This window comes from Streptomyces sp. WM4235, from assembly GCF_001279725.1.
Taxonomy (GTDB): Bacteria; Actinomycetota; Actinomycetes; order Streptomycetales; family Streptomycetaceae; genus Streptomyces.
The window spans coordinates 1-14,927 of record NZ_LGDE01000448.1 but is presented as its reverse complement, the minus strand read 5'-3'; the positions used below and the strand labels follow the sequence as shown (position 1 = coordinate 14,927).

The 14,927-nt window shown below is 70.8% G+C and carries 14 protein-coding genes; 6 read left to right on the top strand and 8 right to left on the bottom strand.

Annotated features, from left to right (window positions below):
- Positions 1–11 precede the first annotated feature (11 nt).
- From ADK55_RS30980 to ADK55_RS30970, 3 genes are all read right to left on the bottom strand, one after another.
- Positions 12–773, bottom strand: coding sequence for a class F sortase (locus ADK55_RS30980; RefSeq protein ID WP_078999602.1), 762 nt, complete (start codon positions 771–773; stop codon positions 12–14).
- On the bottom strand, positions 770–1,594 hold the full coding sequence (locus tag ADK55_RS30975) for a hypothetical protein (RefSeq protein WP_053683499.1): 825 nt from the start codon (positions 1,592–1,594) through the stop codon (positions 770–772). The genes ADK55_RS30980 and ADK55_RS30975 overlap by 4 nt, the downstream gene beginning before the upstream one ends.
- 421 nt (positions 1,595–2,015) lie before the next feature.
- The gene (locus ADK55_RS30970; protein ID WP_234350325.1) at positions 2,016–2,435 is read right to left on the bottom strand and encodes a ribosome-inactivating family protein; all 420 of its coding nucleotides are present in this window, start codon (positions 2,433–2,435) and stop codon (positions 2,016–2,018) included.
- A 568-nt stretch (positions 2,436–3,003) separates the two neighbouring features.
- Between ADK55_RS30970 and ADK55_RS30965 the strand changes: the two genes are divergently transcribed.
- A complete protein-coding gene (locus ADK55_RS30965; protein WP_053683494.1) occupies positions 3,004–3,540 on the top strand; it encodes an NUDIX hydrolase family protein in 537 nt (178 codons plus the stop codon).
- Positions 3,541–4,313: 773 nt separating this feature from the next.
- Positions 4,314–4,553, top strand: coding sequence for a hypothetical protein (locus ADK55_RS30955; protein ID WP_159041605.1), 240 nt, complete (start codon positions 4,314–4,316; stop codon positions 4,551–4,553).
- A gap of 238 nt (positions 4,554–4,791) precedes the next feature.
- Here the strand turns inward: ADK55_RS30955 and ADK55_RS30950 are convergent, their stop codons facing one another.
- Both ADK55_RS30950 and ADK55_RS30945 read right to left on the bottom strand, forming a co-directional pair.
- On the bottom strand, positions 4,792–5,064 hold the full coding sequence (locus tag ADK55_RS30950; protein ID WP_234350324.1) for a pentapeptide repeat-containing protein: 273 nt from the start codon (positions 5,062–5,064) through the stop codon (positions 4,792–4,794).
- A gap of 212 nt (positions 5,065–5,276) precedes the next feature.
- Complete coding sequence (locus ADK55_RS30945) at positions 5,277–6,404, bottom strand: glutamate--cysteine ligase (RefSeq protein ID WP_053683524.1); 1,128 nt, start codon at positions 6,402–6,404, stop codon at positions 5,277–5,279.
- 439 nt (positions 6,405–6,843) lie between these two features.
- Between ADK55_RS30945 and ADK55_RS30940 the strand changes: the two genes are divergently transcribed.
- From ADK55_RS30940 to ADK55_RS30930, 3 genes are all read left to right on the top strand, one after another.
- Positions 6,844–7,641 carry a GNAT family N-acetyltransferase gene (locus tag ADK55_RS30940; RefSeq protein ID WP_053683488.1) on the top strand — a complete coding sequence of 266 codons (798 nt, stop codon included), beginning with the start codon at positions 6,844–6,846 and terminating at the stop codon, positions 7,639–7,641.
- Positions 7,642–7,700: 59 nt separating this feature from the next.
- Positions 7,701–8,321 (top strand): TOPRIM nucleotidyl transferase/hydrolase domain-containing protein, encoded by a 621-nt coding sequence (locus ADK55_RS30935; protein WP_053683486.1) that lies wholly within the window; start codon positions 7,701–7,703, stop codon positions 8,319–8,321.
- A 220-nt stretch (positions 8,322–8,541) separates the two neighbouring features.
- Positions 8,542–8,814, top strand: coding sequence for a hypothetical protein (locus ADK55_RS30930; protein ID WP_053683484.1), 273 nt, complete (start codon positions 8,542–8,544; stop codon positions 8,812–8,814).
- Positions 8,815–8,924: 110 nt separating this feature from the next.
- On the opposite strand, the gene ADK55_RS30925 is transcribed toward ADK55_RS30930, so the two are convergent.
- Genes ADK55_RS30925 through ADK55_RS30915 form a run of 3 tightly spaced genes read right to left on the bottom strand, consistent with a single transcriptional unit; the run spans position 8,925 to position 12,480 of the window.
- Positions 8,925–9,287: a UBP-type zinc finger domain-containing protein gene (locus ADK55_RS30925; protein WP_053683482.1), complete on the bottom strand. Its 363-nt coding sequence runs from the start codon at positions 9,285–9,287 to the stop codon at positions 8,925–8,927.
- On the bottom strand, positions 9,284–10,807 hold the full coding sequence (locus ADK55_RS30920) for an ATP-binding protein (RefSeq protein WP_053683479.1): 1,524 nt from the start codon (positions 10,805–10,807) through the stop codon (positions 9,284–9,286). The genes ADK55_RS30925 and ADK55_RS30920 overlap by 4 nt, the downstream gene beginning before the upstream one ends.
- Complete coding sequence (locus ADK55_RS30915) at positions 10,804–12,480, bottom strand: FAD-dependent oxidoreductase (protein ID WP_053683477.1); 1,677 nt, start codon at positions 12,478–12,480, stop codon at positions 10,804–10,806. The genes ADK55_RS30920 and ADK55_RS30915 overlap by 4 nt, the downstream gene beginning before the upstream one ends.
- A gap of 596 nt (positions 12,481–13,076) precedes the next feature.
- Between ADK55_RS30915 and ADK55_RS30910 the strand changes: the two genes are divergently transcribed.
- Positions 13,077–14,486, top strand: a complete 1,410-nt coding sequence (locus ADK55_RS30910; RefSeq protein ID WP_053683475.1) for a family 2B encapsulin nanocompartment shell protein — start codon at positions 13,077–13,079, stop codon at positions 14,484–14,486.
- Positions 14,487–14,927: the final 441 nt, after the last annotated feature.

Sequence of the window (14,927 nt, the reverse complement as noted above, 5' to 3'; positions counted from 1 at the left end):
GCCGTTCCCGGCTACGCGGTGCCCGCCATGCTGGCGAACACGACGACGTTGCTGTCGTAGTAGTGCTTCTTCGGGTCGAAGTCGCCGCCGCAGGTGACCAGGCGAAGGCCCGCGTGGTCGAGGTTCTTGTAGACCTCGACCGTGGGGAACTTGGCCTTCGGGTACTCGGCGACCCGGTCCACCTTGAAGGTGACCGTCTTGTTGTCCCGGCGGGCCACCTTGATGGTGTCACCGGCCTTCATGGTCTTCAGCTTCTCGAACACGGCCGACGCGCCGTTCCAGGTGACATGGCCGGCGATCACGGCGGGCCCTTGGGAACCGGGGGTCGGACCCGGTTCGTACCAGCCCGCGAGATCGGGGTTCTTGGGGGTCTCCATGGTTCCGTCCGTCTTCTGACGGAGCGTTTCCAGGGAACTGGACAAGCCGAGGGACGGGATCGTGATCTTCTGCGGCTCCGAGCGGGCGAGCGCGGGCTTGGCCCCGGCCGCATCCGTGCCGCCGTGCGACCCGCCGGCGGACCCCGCCTGGTGGCCGCCGGTGGAGGGCTTGCCGGACGGCGTACCTCCGGTGGCGGCGCCTGCGGGTGCCCCGCCTTGCGGGGCCTGACCCTGCTGGGCCTGGCCGGCGGGAGCGGGGGGCGCCGCCGTGTCCTCGCCGCCGCACCCCGCGAGGAGCAGGGTGGCGAGGGCGGCTCCGGCCAGCGGGACGACGGTCCTGCGGCGGCGCGGCCGGGGGGTGGACGCGGTGGGCACGCGGCCCTCGGCGGGCTTCACGCGGCCTTCCCGGTGTTCTCCGTACGGACGGGGACCAGGGCGGCGCGCCTGCGCCTGATGGCCACCGCACCGGCCATCGCGGCGGCTGCGGCGAGCGCCGCCCCGGTCATCGTCGTCGCCGACACCGACGCCTGCCGCGGAGAACCGCCGCCCGTCTCGACGCCACCGACCGGAATGGATCCCACGGACGCTCCCTTGACCTCGCCGCAGTTGGTCGGAGCCGTGGCCTCCTGGGGCAGCTTCGGGTCGAGTTCGCTCTTGCCGGCCCCGTCGAAGTCGTACTTGTCGTCGTTGTTGCGGTCGATGCCGTGCTGCACGATGTGCAGGTCCTTGATGTGGTCGACGACGTCCTGCCCGACGGTGATCGTCCGGTTGTAGGAGAGCTTGCCCGTGTTGTCGGCGACGGGCATGCGCTCCACGGCGAGACCACTGGTCGCCTTGGTGTCCCCGGACGTGGTGAGGGAGATGTTGATGTCGCCGTAGTCGACCGTGGCCTCGGTGTTGCTGAGGATCCCGTCGCCGTCGGTGTCGTCGCTCGCGTCCGGGCAGTGGAAGTTGTGCCCCTTGGTCGATCCGTGCAGGTGCTGGGCCGACGGTTGTCCGGGCACCATGCCCTCGGACTCTATCTGCACGGTCAGTTGGTTGCCCTTGAGGCTGAGCATGACGGTACCTCGGGAACCGGAGTCGTTCAGCTGTGCCAGGTCGATCTGGTACGCCTTCCCGGCCTGCGCGAGGGCTGGGCCGGAAAGCCCCAGGGTCAGGAAGACGGCGGCGGGCACGGTGGCGAGCACCACGAGGCGACCAGTTCGCTTGACTATCACATTCGCTCCTGCTCCGTGTATTCCCGGGAAGGGAATCGCAGATGGTACGGGGATGAGATGATCCCCCGGAAAGGGTCTCGCTGGTACTTCGGGGCCCCAACGCCCTTGGATTGGTCCTTGGTTGAAGAATTTTTCGAAAGTTCGGCGATCCGTGTCCCGACCAGTGGGAACGTCCTCGAAAAAGCGGGCGCGACGACACTCCGTCGCCTCGGCGTCACCCGGCCGACTGCCAGGGCGAGTAGGTCTCCATGGAGATGTCGCGGCCATGCGCATGAATGTGGACGGGAATCACCGGGCGGCTGCCTTTACCCCTGCGTGGGAATACCAGGCGCCGTCTCGCGACGCCTCGCGCCTTCGCTCGACGTGGTGTCGACCCTCGTCCGGATCTCGTCACCCACGGTGGGAAAGGCGTCGTCCGCTGTTACGCGGCCGCTCTCGTCGTGGCCGAGAGCGGGCCACCGGTCATCCAGATGCGTGACATCTCGTCCGCCACGACCGGGGAGCCGGCAGCCTCGCAGAGCATTTCCGAAAGCACGAGGATCCCGTGCGCGGTGCGCCTCGGCTCCCTGTTCCGGTGCAGCCAGACGACCGCGTTGTTCATGGGGCGTCGCCCCAGGGTGAGGCCCGTCCGCCTCACGTCCGCCGCCCTCTCCAGGGCGGAACACCCTCCGCCGAACGGCAGGGCCTCCGCTCGGCGGATTCCAGGTGGCGCGACCGAGTCCCGCACATGACGGAAATAGCCTTCGGGCGGAGCTTGACCGTTCTCGTAGGTGTTACGGAATCCGACGATGCGAAGGCCCGCATTCTGCGCCCTGAGCTCGATGTAGAGCTCGATGAACAATCCCCTCAGCTGAATGCGTACGGGGAGGTACCGCATCCTCCCTTCACCGTGACCCGCCCGTCTGGTAAAGCCCTGCGCCTTCGCCGCTCTCGATCGTATGGTCAAAGCGAGGAGGCGGTACGCGTCCACCGACGCGCTCTCCACGGAGAACGACACGGGTTTCAACATGGCGGCACACATCAGGTTGCGGATCCGGAACTCGGACTGCCCAGAGGGAAGTCGACCGCGATCGGTTCGATCCTGCTGCACTCACGCACGACACATCCACCGCCTTCGATGTAATCCCGATCTTCGACGGGTTGAATCATCCGCGTCGCCGGGCCTGGTTCGGTCCGGTCCTTTGTAGTCGTCAGAGCAACAGCGGTGCCAATACTTGGCCTCTGATGCCAAAAACTCATCGCGTGATCCCATGTCGCCGAAGGCAGGGACGAGCCGGCCGCTCGCGGTTCCTCACGGGCCGGCCGCGTCCTGCTCGCCGGAGACCGGGGCCGGCGTCCGCGCGGCCGGGCTCGAAGACCGGAGCCGGCCACTTGCCCTGCGCACCCCACCCGCAAAGTATGATCGAGCAATGTCTGACACGACCGAGACCACGCCCGGCTGGCTGACCGCGGACGAACTGGAGACGGCTCGCGCCCGCATGCCGATCCTCTACGTGGACGCGGTGCCCGTGCGCGTGGACGACAGCGGCGAAGTCACCAGCATCGGACTGCTGCTGCGCATCGGTCCGGACGGAACGGTCAGCCGGACCCTGGTGTCCGGTCGCGTCCTGCACCACGAGCGGGTCCGTGACGCGTTGCTGCGTCATCTGGAGAAGGACCTCGGCCCGGTGGCCCTGCCTCGGGTTCCCGCCTCGCCCCAGCCCTTCACCGTCGCCGAGTACTTCCCCACGGCCGGTGTCACCTCCTACCACGACCCGCGCCAGCACGCGGTCTCCCTCGCCTACATCGTGCCGGTGGCAGGCGACTGCCGGCCCCGGCAGGACGCGCTGGACCTGGTCTGGTTCAGCCCGCAGGAGGCTGCTTCGCAGGCCGTGCAGAGCGAAATGCCGGGCGGGCACGAGGTGTTGCTGAAGCAGGCACTCGCACACGTCGGCCTGGTCTACTGACGGATCCGTCTGCACACAGTGCCGCCGCGCGCCCCCGGCCCACCGGGGGCGCGGCAAGACTCCTGGTTCTGCCCGTTCCGGGGCGACCGGCTGGAGGTCGTCGACGAGGGGCTCCGGGCTCTGCGGGTCACCGCGATGTCGCTCGCGGAGTTCGGGCGGTGGCGCGGGCTTCCCGCCGTCGTCCCGTCGGACGACCGTCCGCGCTGAGGCGAGTGGACGCACGAACAGTGCCTGGAGGCCTTGGCACGGTTCGAGGAGATCCGGCGGGAGGGCCATGCCCCTCCCCTGGACCCCTCCGTCCTCGGCGCCATCGAGGAAGTCGTCGGCTGGATGCGCGGGGCACGGACGGCCCTGCTGCGCCCCGCGCAGGCACGCCCCGGCTCCGGGATCGTGGGCTTCGTCTCCTGGGGGGCGGGCCTGGAGGGCGGGCCGGGATCGGTGCGCCGGGCTTGCCCCGGGGCGCCGACATGCCTTCGAGCTGCGGAAATGTGGACCCGGTCGCCAACAAGATGCCGAGTCGTCGGTGTGTGACTAGCCTTTGTTGATGAGAGCCGCAACTGCGGGGAGCATTCTCGACCCCCAGTGATGCGCCACAGCGCGAGGCTTGATCGAGCGCCCCAGTCCAAAAGATCCGCGACCCGACGAGGACGCGTTGACAGTGGGGACGCCATCGCATTGGTGTGGCCATCTGCGCGAGCCGCGCGCATCCCCCGCGCGCGACGGCATCGGCTCCCGTGTCGCCGTGAGTGGCACACAAGAGAAGGGGAACAACCATGCAAGGACTGAGAGTGAAGCGGCTCTTCGCCATTTCGGCCGCCGGTGTTCTGATGGCCGGGGGCGCCGCCCTCGGTGCAGCCGGCACGGCCTCGGCGGCAGCCCCCACCCACTCCGTCAGCTCTGTGAGCCACGGTGGCGGCTGGGATGACGACGACGACCACGGCTACAACCACGGCTGGTACGACGACGATGACGACTGGGGTGGTTGGGGCGGAGGTTACGGCGACGACTGCTGAACAGGCATGACGGACCCGGTCCGCCGGTTCGAGGAGCCACGCTCTCCGGCATCGGTCGGCCTGGTCCATCAGCCCCAGCGCACAGGGTTCCCGCACCGGCCCGTCGACTGAGCCGGTGCGGGAGCCTTCGGCCGCCGACCCGCAGCGCGTGGAGGTCGGCGCGGCGCCCCCGTACCCCGGTCCGTCCGTCCGAGACGGCGACCCGAGGCACCGGGGGCACAGGTGGTCCGGGTCGGTCCTAGTTGCCGATGCCGGCGCTGCCGATACCCGTGTTGCCGATGCCCGCGCTGCCGATGCCCGAGTTGTCGATACCGGCGTTGCCGATGCCCGAGTTGACAATGCCGGCGTTGCCGATGCCCCAGTTGCCGATACCGGCGTTGCCCACACCCGAGTTGCCGATGCCCGCGTTGCCGACACCTCCGTCGGCGGCGGCCACGGCGGCTCCGCCGAGGGTCAGGACCGCAGCGGTACCCGCGGCAGCCGCCATGCGAAGAAGACGTGCACGCATCATCACATACCTCCTGTTTTCTACTGATTCCTCCATATCTCTAGCACGCTGATCTCACGAACACCCGGCGCGACCTCGCGCACGCACCCGTGTGGCGCACGCCGGGCAGGCGGGGCCCTCCGCCCGGTAGGCGTGCCGGCACCACCGCCGCCCGGTGCTTTCGCGCGCCGGTGCTTTCACGGGTCGCGCCGGTGCTTTCACGGGTACGGCACCGCTCAGCTCGTGGCGGCTGTCTCGACGGTGATCTCGGCACAGCGGGTGACGACCGCGGCGAGATCGCCTCCGGCGCGCAGGAGCTCGCGCTGCACACGGGCGCCGTTGCCTTCCCGGAGCAGGACTTCGAGGCCCTCGCTGACCAGTGCGTCGTCCCCGTGGTCGAGGAGCGCCTCCCGCACGTGCCGGTAGAGGGCGTCGACCGCCTCCTCGGGCGAGGTCTGCCGCATCGTCTCGGGATGCAGCAGGAAACCTTCCAGACCCGAGCGCCCCGCCTGCCAGGCCGCCAGCCGCAGCAGGCTCGTACTGACCGGGGCGGGCGGTTCCCCGGCGCGCCAGGACCGGGCGGCCGTCTCGACGAGGCCTCGTACGAGAGCGGCCAGCAGGACCGGGGTCGACCCGTCGAGGCAGACGTCCGCGGCCCTCACCTCGACGGTGGGATACGCCGCCGACAGCCGGGCGTCGAACCAGATCATCCCCTCGTCGTGGAGCACACCGCTGTCGACCATGGCCCGGACCTGGCGTCGGTAGCCGTCGGCGGACCCGAAGAGGTCCACGGGACCGGCGGACGGCAGCCGGTTCCACACCCGGCTCCGATAGCTCCCGTACCCGGTGTCCTGGCCCTGCCAGAAGGGCGAGTTCGCACTGAGCGCGGTCAGGACGGCGAGCCAGGGCCGCATCCGGTCGAGCACCGCTACGCCCTCTTCGTCCGACTCCACCGACACGTGGATGTGGCAGCCGCAGGTCAGCTGCTCCTGCGCCGTCAGCCCGAACTGCTCGGCCACCCACTGGTAGCGGCGGCCGGTGTTCAAGGAGGGCTCCACCGGCAGCGGCGAGGTGCCCAGGGCGGCCACGACCGCGCCGACGCCTTCCGCGTGCCGCGCCGCCTCCCTGCGCCACCGACCGATCTCGCGCGCCAGATCGCCCATGTCCGTGACCGGCTTGGTGGCGAACTCGACCTGCTCCTTGGCGAGCTCCCTCTCGAAGGTGTGGCCCCGCTCCCAGTCGTCCTTCGGACGCTGCCCGGCGGACCGGTCCGCCGCCTCCAGGACGTGCCCCGACAGGGCCAGCGGAACACCGCTGGTGGCGTCCACCAGGAGCAGTTCCTCTTCCACGCCCACACTTCGCATGCCTTCACCCATCACATCGCCGATCAGATGCGCCCCGTCTTCCCCAGACCGCCCCCGGCCATGCGGGCCGCCCCGAACGGTGCTGCGGGGCCCGCCGGGCCCACAGGGGAAGAGGGCCGAGAACCGGCCGAGCAGGGGCGTCCGAGCCGACCCTGGTCCCGGACACGAAAGCACCGCGACCCGGTGTTGTCTCGCCGGCGCGCGGCGCGGGACGGACACCCACCCGGATGTCCCGTCCGCCGCTCACGACGTTCACCGTCATGGAGCAGTTTGTGCGTACTCCAACAAACCCAGACCCGGGCACCCGGACAAACCCGGGCACCCGGACGCCGAGCCCCTCGACACCGCGGTCGTGGCCTGGAGGGGCCGCGGACCCCGCGCCCGGGCTCGGCACGGCCCTGGCGGGGGCCGGGTCGGAACGTCGCCGTAGGCTGGGCGGGTGACCTTGCGCAGTCTTCACGACCGAGCCGCCCTGGCCGACCGCTTCCGGCGCGACCCGGCGATGCACCTGATGGAACTCGGCGACCTGGACGACCTGTTGTGGCCGCACACCAGTTGGTACACGGTTTCGCGGGACGGCCCGGTCGCCTTGGTGTACTCGGTCGGCTCCATCCCGACCGTGCTCGCCTTCGCCCGCCCCGAGGAGGGCGCCCGGCTGGAGGAACTCGCCGGGGCGCTGGCGCCGATCCTCCCCCGGCGCTTCTTCGGTCACCTCACGGGAGCCGCGGGCAAGGTGCTGGAAGCGGCGTACGAGGCACGGCCCCACGGCACTCTGCTGCGCATGGCGCTCGCGGACCCCGACCGTGCCGCTCGACACCCGGCCGGTCCGTGGCGGCCCGCTCCGCTGGACCGGAGCGACCTGCCGGAGCTGCTCGCGCTGTTCGAGCAGGCCTACCCGGGCAACTGGTTCGACCACCGGATGCTCGACACCGGGCAGTACCTGGGAGCCCGGCAGGACGGGCGGCTGGTGGCGGTCGCGGGCGTGCACGTCCACTCGGCCACCTACCGGGTCGCGGCGATCGGGAACGTCACCACGCATCCCGAGGTGCGCGGGCAGGGCGCGGGCGGGGCGTGCGTCGCCGCGCTGTGTCGGCGGCTGGGGCAGAGTGTGGACCACATCGGGCTCAACGTCCGCGCGGACAACGCCACGGCTGTCGGGCTCTACCGCAGGCTCGGCTTCACCGAGGTCACCGAGTTCGCCGAGGCCACCTTCACCGCGCGGGCGGCGACCGACTGACGCGAGCGGGCCCTGGAATATCGCGTGCCGTGCCGTCGGCGAGAGAGCAGACTCGCTCCATGGCGGACATACAGGCATTCCGGAACGCGGTCGATGACTGGGCGAGCGGCGGCCCGGGCGGGCCGGCCGGCGAACTGGCGATGCTGCTGGGGCTACGGACCGCGGTGCTCCTGGAAGGCCCGAGCGACCTCGCGGCCGTGGAGGCGCTGACCGTACGACGTGGCCGTGACCTTGCCGCCGAGGGGGTGTGCGTCGTGTCGATGGGCGGGGCGATGAGCGTCGGCCGCTACGCCGGCCTCCTCGGACCACCCGGCCTCGGCCTGCGCCTGACGGGATTGTGCGACGAGCGCGAACGGCCCTTCTACGAGCGCGGCTTGGAACGCGCGGGGGCGCCGTGCCGGGACGTCTTCGCGTGCGTGGCGGACCTTGAGGAGGAGCTCATCCGCGCGCTGGGCGCGGCCAGGGTCGAGGAGATCGTACGGGCCGAGGACGACGACCTCCGTGCCTGGCAGACCTTCCTGCGCCAGCCCGCCCAACACGATCGACCTCGGCACCGGCAGTTGCGGCGCTTCCTCGGCACGAGGAAGGGCCGCAAGATCCGATACGGTCGCCTCCTCGCGGAAGCCCTCGACCCCGGGCAGGTGCCGGCCCCGCTCGACGACCTGCTGAAGAGCCTGTGACCGACGCACGTCGGCCGGGTTGCCGAACCCCAGCGGATGCGCGTCCCAGGGGGCTGCTCTAGCGTCGAAAGGGGAGGGAAGGCCCTGCCGGGCCGGTCCGGTGCGGGAGCCCGGGCCCGGTGGCCACACATCGGCCGCATGCGCTCGGCACCGATCCCAAGCGGATCCGGGGCATCCATGTCCCGGGCCGCGCGATCATCCCGGAGAGCAGGTGCGTTCCATGCGCGCGTCGACCCGATTCGCAGGTGTCCTCGCCGGCCTGACCCTCGCGCTCGGCGGAGCGGGCTTCATCGCCCCCGCCGCCCACGCGGACGTCACGGCCTGCATCAACCAGGTCGAGCGGGAGCTCCAGGGCGGCGAAGCCCCGGACTCGATCCGGATGGCGTGTTACGTCGGCTTGACCGGCGACCACGCACAGTGCGTCTCCGGCCTGACCGCGGGCGGCGTGACCAACGGGACCGCGGTCTCGGCCTGCCGGGTGGCCCCCAACTAGGGCTCCGCGACTCCCCGTACGAAACGGCCGGTTCGGCCCCGCACACGAGAGTGTGTGCGGGGCCGCTCGCTGTCTTCGGGGAGGCCGCTCGGGAGGGCGAATGGAGCCGGTCAGTCGTGCAACTGCTGCTGCCAGTCCTGCGGGACCCGTCCGGCCGGGCCCGGCGCCGGCTGATCCGCGGGGTGCTCGCCGGGTGGCGTCAGCTCGGGCCCGGACTCGTACAGCGCGTTCTTGGCGTAATCCCAGAACCACTCCTCGCCCGGCTCGAAGCTCTGCACCACGGGGTGACCGGTGGACTTCCAGTGGGCGGTGGCGTGCTGGGCCGGCGAGGAGTCGCAGCAGCCGATGTGGCCGCACTGGGCGCAGCGCCGCAGATGGACCCACCAGCCGCCCGCCGCGTCGCAGTCGACACAGCCGGTGCCGGAAGGCGCGGCGCTCGGGTCGATTCCGTCGATTCCGCCTGTTCCTGTCATGCGGGCTCCTCGGTGGTCTCGGTCTCGGTCTCGGTTTCAGTCGCGGTTTCAGTCGCGGTTTCGGTTCCGGCCTCGGGTGCGGCATCGGCTTCCGAGGCGGTCAGGGGCAGCAGCACCTGGAAGCGGGTGTCACCCGGTTCGGACTCGACGTGGAGGCTTCCGTGGTGCTTGCTCACGACGATGCGCCAGGAGATGTCCAGGCCGAGCCCGGTGCCTTCACCGACCGGTTTGGTGGTGAAGAAGGGGTCGAAGATGCGGCTGCGGATGTCCGCGGGGATCCCGGGGCCGGTGTCGCGGAACTCCACGAGCAGCCGGTCCCCCTCCCGTGCCGTGCGGACCGTCAGGGTGCCGTCGCGGCCGGTGCTGCCGATGGCGAAGACGGCGTTGTCGATGAGGTTGGTCCACACCTGGTTGAGTTCCGCCGGATAGGCGGGCACGTCCGGCACGGAACGGTCGTACTCCTTGACGACGCGCACCCGGGGGCCGATCTTGCCGGACAGCATCAGCAGGGTGCTGTCGAGGAGTTCGTGCACGTCGACGACCCGGTGCGGGGCCCGGTCGAGCTGGGAGTACTGCTTGGCGGCGTCCACGAGGTGGGAGATGCGGGTGGTGGAGTCGTCGATCTCGTCCATCAACAGTTCGGTCTCGACGGTGTAGTTGAGCCAGCCGATCGCCCCGGGCAGGACGTCCTCGGCGACGGTCGCGGCGACCTGCTCCAGCCAGTCGATGTCGAGCCCGGCCTGCACGAAGGTGGGCGCGATGCGCCAACCCTCCGGGATGCCGTGGTCGTCGAGCCAGTCGGCGAGTTCGTCCTCGCGGTCGGATGCCTCCAGGGGGCTCAACACCGGAGCCTTGGCGACGCGTTCGGCGGTGCGGTCCTGGATCTCGATGAGGTCGGCCAGGGCCTCGCGGGAGTAGGGGCCCTGGGCGATGACCGCCAGCTTGTGCCGCATCTTGCCCACCCGTTCGCGCAGCGTCGCGGTGGCCCGGACGGCGGCCGCGGCCGGGTTGTTGAGCTCGTGGGTGAGTCCGGCGGACAACGAGCCGAGCGCCAGCAGCCGTTCGCGCTGCCCGATGGCCCGCTGGGTGTTCTTCGAACCGAAGAAGAGCCCCTCCAACAGGTGGGCGGCCATCGGGAACCATTCCTGCATGACGTCCGCGAACGACTGCGCGGGCAGCACGAAGAACCGGGTCGGCTCCGTCACCCGCATCGAGTTGTTGTACGTCTGCGGCACCCGGTCGCCCAGGTACGCCTGCATGGCTCCCGAGTACACGCCGCGCTGGGAGGTACGGCTCACCTCGACGTCGTCGCCGCCGACCCGGCGGGACAGTACGACGGTGCCCTCGATCATCACGTAGAAGCAGGTGGCCGGGTCGCCCTCGGTGTACACCGGGCCGGGCTCGAACCGCTCCACCCGCCCCTCGCCGCACAGCCTCCCGAGCTGCTCCGGGGAGAGCTTCTCGAACAGGAACAGCGACGCGATCTCCTGCGGACCGCAGGGCATGATCTGCCCGCTCATGACTGCTCCAGATACCGGTGGACGAGCATCACGGCCATGGCTCCCTCTCCGACGGCGGACGCGACGCGCTTCGCGGACCGGGCGCGAGCGTCGCCCGCCACGAAGACGCCGGGAACGTTGGTTTCCAGGTGGTAGGGCGGACGGTCCAGTTCCCACTCGGCCGGTGGTCGCCCGTCCGACGTCAGGTCCGGTCCGGCCAGGATGAAGCCGTGCTCGTCGCGCAGCACCGTGCCGTCCAGCCAGTCGGTCAACGGAGCCGCGCCGATGAAGACGAACATCCACTGCGCGTCGACGAGTTCGGTCACTCCGCTGTCCACGTCCCGGAGCGTCAGCTGTTCCAGGTGTCCGTCGCCGTGCGCGGCATCGACGACGGTCCGGGTGCGCACCGTGATGTTCGGCGCCTCTTCGATCTGCTGGATCAGGTAGTACGACATCGACGCGGTCAGGGAATCTCCGCGCACCAGCAGGGTCACCGACTTCGCACCCCGCGCGAGGTACATCGCCGCCTGCCCGGCGGAGTTGGCGCCACCGACGATGTACACGTCCTGCTCCAGGCAGGAGGCGGCCTCGGTGAGCGAGGAGCCGTAGTACACCCCGCAGCCGGTCAGGTCGTCGCAGCCCGGTGCCCTGAGCTGCCGGTACGACACGCCGGTCGCCAGGATGACGCTGTGCGCGGCGACCGTCGAACCGTCGGAGAAGCGGACGACGCGCGCCGAGCCGTTGACCTCCAGCCCCGTGACCTCGCGCGCGGTGAGGATCTCGGCCCCGAACCGGCCGGCCTGGCGGCGCGCGCGATCCGTGAGCTGCGCGCCCGACACGCCGTCCGGAAAGCCGAGGTAGTTCTCGATGCGGGAGCTCTGCCCGGCCTGCCCGCCGGTCGCGGACCGCTCGACCAGTACCGTCCTCAGCCCCTCGGAGGCCCCGTACACGGCCGAGCCCAGCCCGGCCGGGCCACCGCCGATCACGACGAGGTCGTAGAAGTCGGCGGCCGGTGTCGTCGCGAGCCCCACCCGGGCCGCCAACTCGGCCGCCTCCGGCTCGACCAGCACGCCGCCGTCCGGAGTGACCACCAGCGGGAGTCGCTGCCCGTCGGCCCCGGCCGCCTCCAGCAGCCGCCGTCCCTCGGGCTCGTCGGAGGAGTACCAGCGGTACGGCACCTGGTTGCGGGCCAGGAACTCCCGCACCTCGGAGGAGCGCGCCGACCAACGGTGCCCGATCACCTTGGTGGCGGGCACCGGCTTGTGGTCGCTGGAGCGCCAGGCCAGCAGCAGGTCGTCGATGACCGGGTAGAGCTTCTCCTCCGGCGGGTCCCACGGCTTGAGCAGGTAGTGGTCGAGGTCGACGACGTTGATCGCGTCGATGGCCGCGTTGGTGTCGGCGTACGCGGTCAGCAGCACGCGCCGCGCGCCCGGGTACACGCTCAGGGCCTGTTCGAGGAACTCGATGCCGTTCATCTGCGGCATGCGGTAGTCGGCCAGGATCGCGGCCACCAGGTCGCCGCGCAGCTTCAGCTCGCGCAGCGCCTCCAGCGCCGACTCGCCGGACTCGGCCCGCACGATCCGGTAGGTGGCGCCGTAGCGTCGCCTCAGGTCGCGGGCGATGGCACGGGAGACCCCCGGGTCGTCGTCCACGGTCAGGATGACGGTCCGCGCTGTGTCGGCCACCTCTGCCATACGTCCTCTCCCACCCCGAGTCCGAGGGGCACGGCAAGCCGCCCGCGCCGGTTCCCGCCCATCGTATGTTCGATCGTCCGGGGTCGCTCCGGGACACCGGGGACTGTGCACTCCCGGTACACATCGGGTCGCACGCGGTCAAAAGGCGGCCGGCGGGCCGGGCCGGGCCCGCCAGGCGCCGTCAGGCACCGCCAGGCGCTCGGCCTGGCCGAAAGTCCGGCCCGGCCCCGGGCCGCCGACCGGCCCCGCCCGGCCCGCACGCGGTTGCCGTCGACGGCGGCGTCTCACCCGGCTGACCTCGCCTCGGCCTGCTCGGGCGGCGACTCCGTGAACCGGCGCGCAGACCACGCCACGCGGTCGCGCCCTGCGCGGCCGAGTCCGAAACCCCACTGGTGGAGGCCTCAAACGCCCCTGCGGGACAGATCACCGCATCGAGGTAACACCCCTGGCATTCGGGGGCCGATCGGGTGCACAGACCGTTAGCGTGCTCATGGATCCGGGCGGATTGCCCGCATATTCGTCCCTCAGTTTTTCTTCTTTCACCGGTGACGTGGACGCGCGCCGACGCACCGCCCTTCCGAAGGAGAGCCTGCCCGATGACCGTGGACACGAGCCCCGAGGCGCAGTCGCAACCCCGGCAGAGCAGCCTGGGCACGGCGGCTGCCCGCAACCTTGCCACCACGACCAAGTCCGCCCCTCAGATGCAGGAGATCACCTCCCGGTGGCTGCTGCGGATGCTCCCCTGGGTGGAGACCAAGGGCGGCACGTATCGGGTGAACCGTCGACTGAGTTACACGGTCGGCGACGGGCGCATCGAGTTCGTCCAGGACGGGGCCCACGTCCGGGTGATCCCCCGCGAGCTCGGCGAACTCGCCCTGCTGCGCGACTTCGACGACGTGGACGTACTGACCGCGCTCGCCGGCCGTTGCGTCCAGCGTGACTTCCGTGCCGGAGAGGTGTTGGTCGAGCGCGGCACTCCGGCGGGGCAGATCCACCTGATCGCCCACGGCCGCGTCGGCCAGACGGCTGTGGGCAAGTACGGTGACGAGGTCGAACTCGCCGTACTGGCCGACGGCGACCGGTTCGGCGAGCACGCCCTGCTGGACGCCGACGCGAGGTGGGACCACACCGCCACGGCCGAGACCGCCGGCACCCTCCTCACCCTGTCGCGCGCGGACTTCGACGCCGTGCTCGCCACGGCACCGCAGCTCCAGGCCCACGTCCGGCGGTTCGCGTCCCTTCCGCTGCAACGGCAGAACAAGCACGGCGAGGCCGAGATCGCGATGTCGGCCGGTCACACCGGTGAGGCCGAACTGCCCGGCGCCTTCGTCGACTACGAACAGAACCCGCGCGAGTACGAACTGTCCATCGCCCAGACCGTACTGCGGGTCCACACGCGGGTCGCCGACCTCTACAACGAGCCGATGAACCAGACCGAGGAGCAGCTCAGGCTCGTCATCGAGGCGCTGCGGGAGCGCCAGGAATACGAGTTGATCAACAATCGGGAGTTCGGGCTGCTCCACAACGCCGCGTTCAAGCAGCGGATCCAGACCCATTCCGGGCCCGCCACCCCGGACGACCTCGACGAGTTGCTCTGCCGTCGCCGCGGCTCGAAGTTCTTCCTCGCCCATCCCAAGGCCATCGCGGCGATCGGGCGCGAGTTCAACGCGCACGGGCTGTATCCGGATCACGTCGACCTCGGCGGACAGCAGGTGCCGGCCTGGCGTGGGGTCCCCATCCTGCCGTGCAGCAAGATCCCCATCAGCAAGGAGAACACCACCTCGATCCTCGTGATGCGCACCGGCGAGGACAAGCAGGGCGTCATCGGTCTGCACCAGACCGGTCTGCCGGAGGAGTACGAGCCGGGCCTGTCGGTGCGGTTCATGGGAATCGACGAGCGGTCGATCATCTCCTACCTGGTCAGCACCTACTACTCCGCCGCCATCCTGGTGCCCGACGCGCTCGGTGTCCTGGAGAACGTGCAGATCGCCCGCAGGCACGGCTAGGCCTCGACCGTGCGAGAGAACCGGATCAGCCCGCCCCCTCACCCAGGAACCAAGGAGCCTCGGATGTCCGATCCCGGGCCTTCCCCTCGGCAGTCGAGCCTGCCCGCAGCCGCGGTCCGCTTCGGGACCCACGGTCACGGCCGGGGAGTCCACGCCTTCGGCGGCGGCCGGCCCGCCATCCCCGCGGCGCCCGCACCGCCTCCGGCCCGACCGCTGCCCCGGGCACCCGCCCTGTTCTCGGCCCCCGTCCTGCCCGGGGCTTCCGCCCTGCCCGGGGTTTCCGCACCCGCCGAAGTGGCCGTACCCACAGCGCCCGCTCCCGCCCCGCGGCGGATCCTGGGCGGCCCCAATGGTCTGGGTACGGCGGGGGTGGTTTCGACCCCCCCCGGGGGAACGGCCGCCCCTTCCCCCCCCGCCGCCCCGGGGAAACCCCTTCCCCGC

What these genes read in the sequence shown, in the direction of transcription:
- ADK55_RS30965 (WP_053683494.1), top strand. Translation starts at nt 3,004, where the DNA reads ATGTCTGACACGACCGAGACCACGCCCGGCTGGCTGACCGCGGACGAA.
- ADK55_RS30955 (WP_159041605.1), top strand. Translation starts at nt 4,314, where the DNA reads ATGCAAGGACTGAGAGTGAAGCGGCTCTTCGCCATTTCGGCCGCCGGT.
- ADK55_RS30950 (WP_234350324.1), bottom strand. Translation starts at nt 5,064, where the DNA reads ATGATGCGTGCACGTCTTCTTCGCATGGCGGCTGCCGCGGGTACCGCT.
- ADK55_RS30945 (WP_053683524.1), bottom strand. Translation starts at nt 6,404, where the DNA reads ATGCGAAGTGTGGGCGTGGAAGAGGAACTGCTCCTGGTGGACGCCACC.
- ADK55_RS30935 (WP_053683486.1), top strand. Translation starts at nt 7,701, where the DNA reads ATGGCGGACATACAGGCATTCCGGAACGCGGTCGATGACTGGGCGAGC.
- ADK55_RS30930 (WP_053683484.1), top strand. Translation starts at nt 8,542, where the DNA reads ATGCGCGCGTCGACCCGATTCGCAGGTGTCCTCGCCGGCCTGACCCTC.
- ADK55_RS30925 (WP_053683482.1), bottom strand. Translation starts at nt 9,287, where the DNA reads ATGACAGGAACAGGCGGAATCGACGGAATCGACCCGAGCGCCGCGCCT.
- ADK55_RS30920 (WP_053683479.1), bottom strand. Translation starts at nt 10,807, where the DNA reads ATGAGCGGGCAGATCATGCCCTGCGGTCCGCAGGAGATCGCGTCGCTG.
- ADK55_RS30915 (WP_053683477.1), bottom strand. Translation starts at nt 12,480, where the DNA reads ATGGCAGAGGTGGCCGACACAGCGCGGACCGTCATCCTGACCGTGGAC.
- ADK55_RS30910 (WP_053683475.1), top strand. Translation starts at nt 13,077, where the DNA reads ATGACCGTGGACACGAGCCCCGAGGCGCAGTCGCAACCCCGGCAGAGC.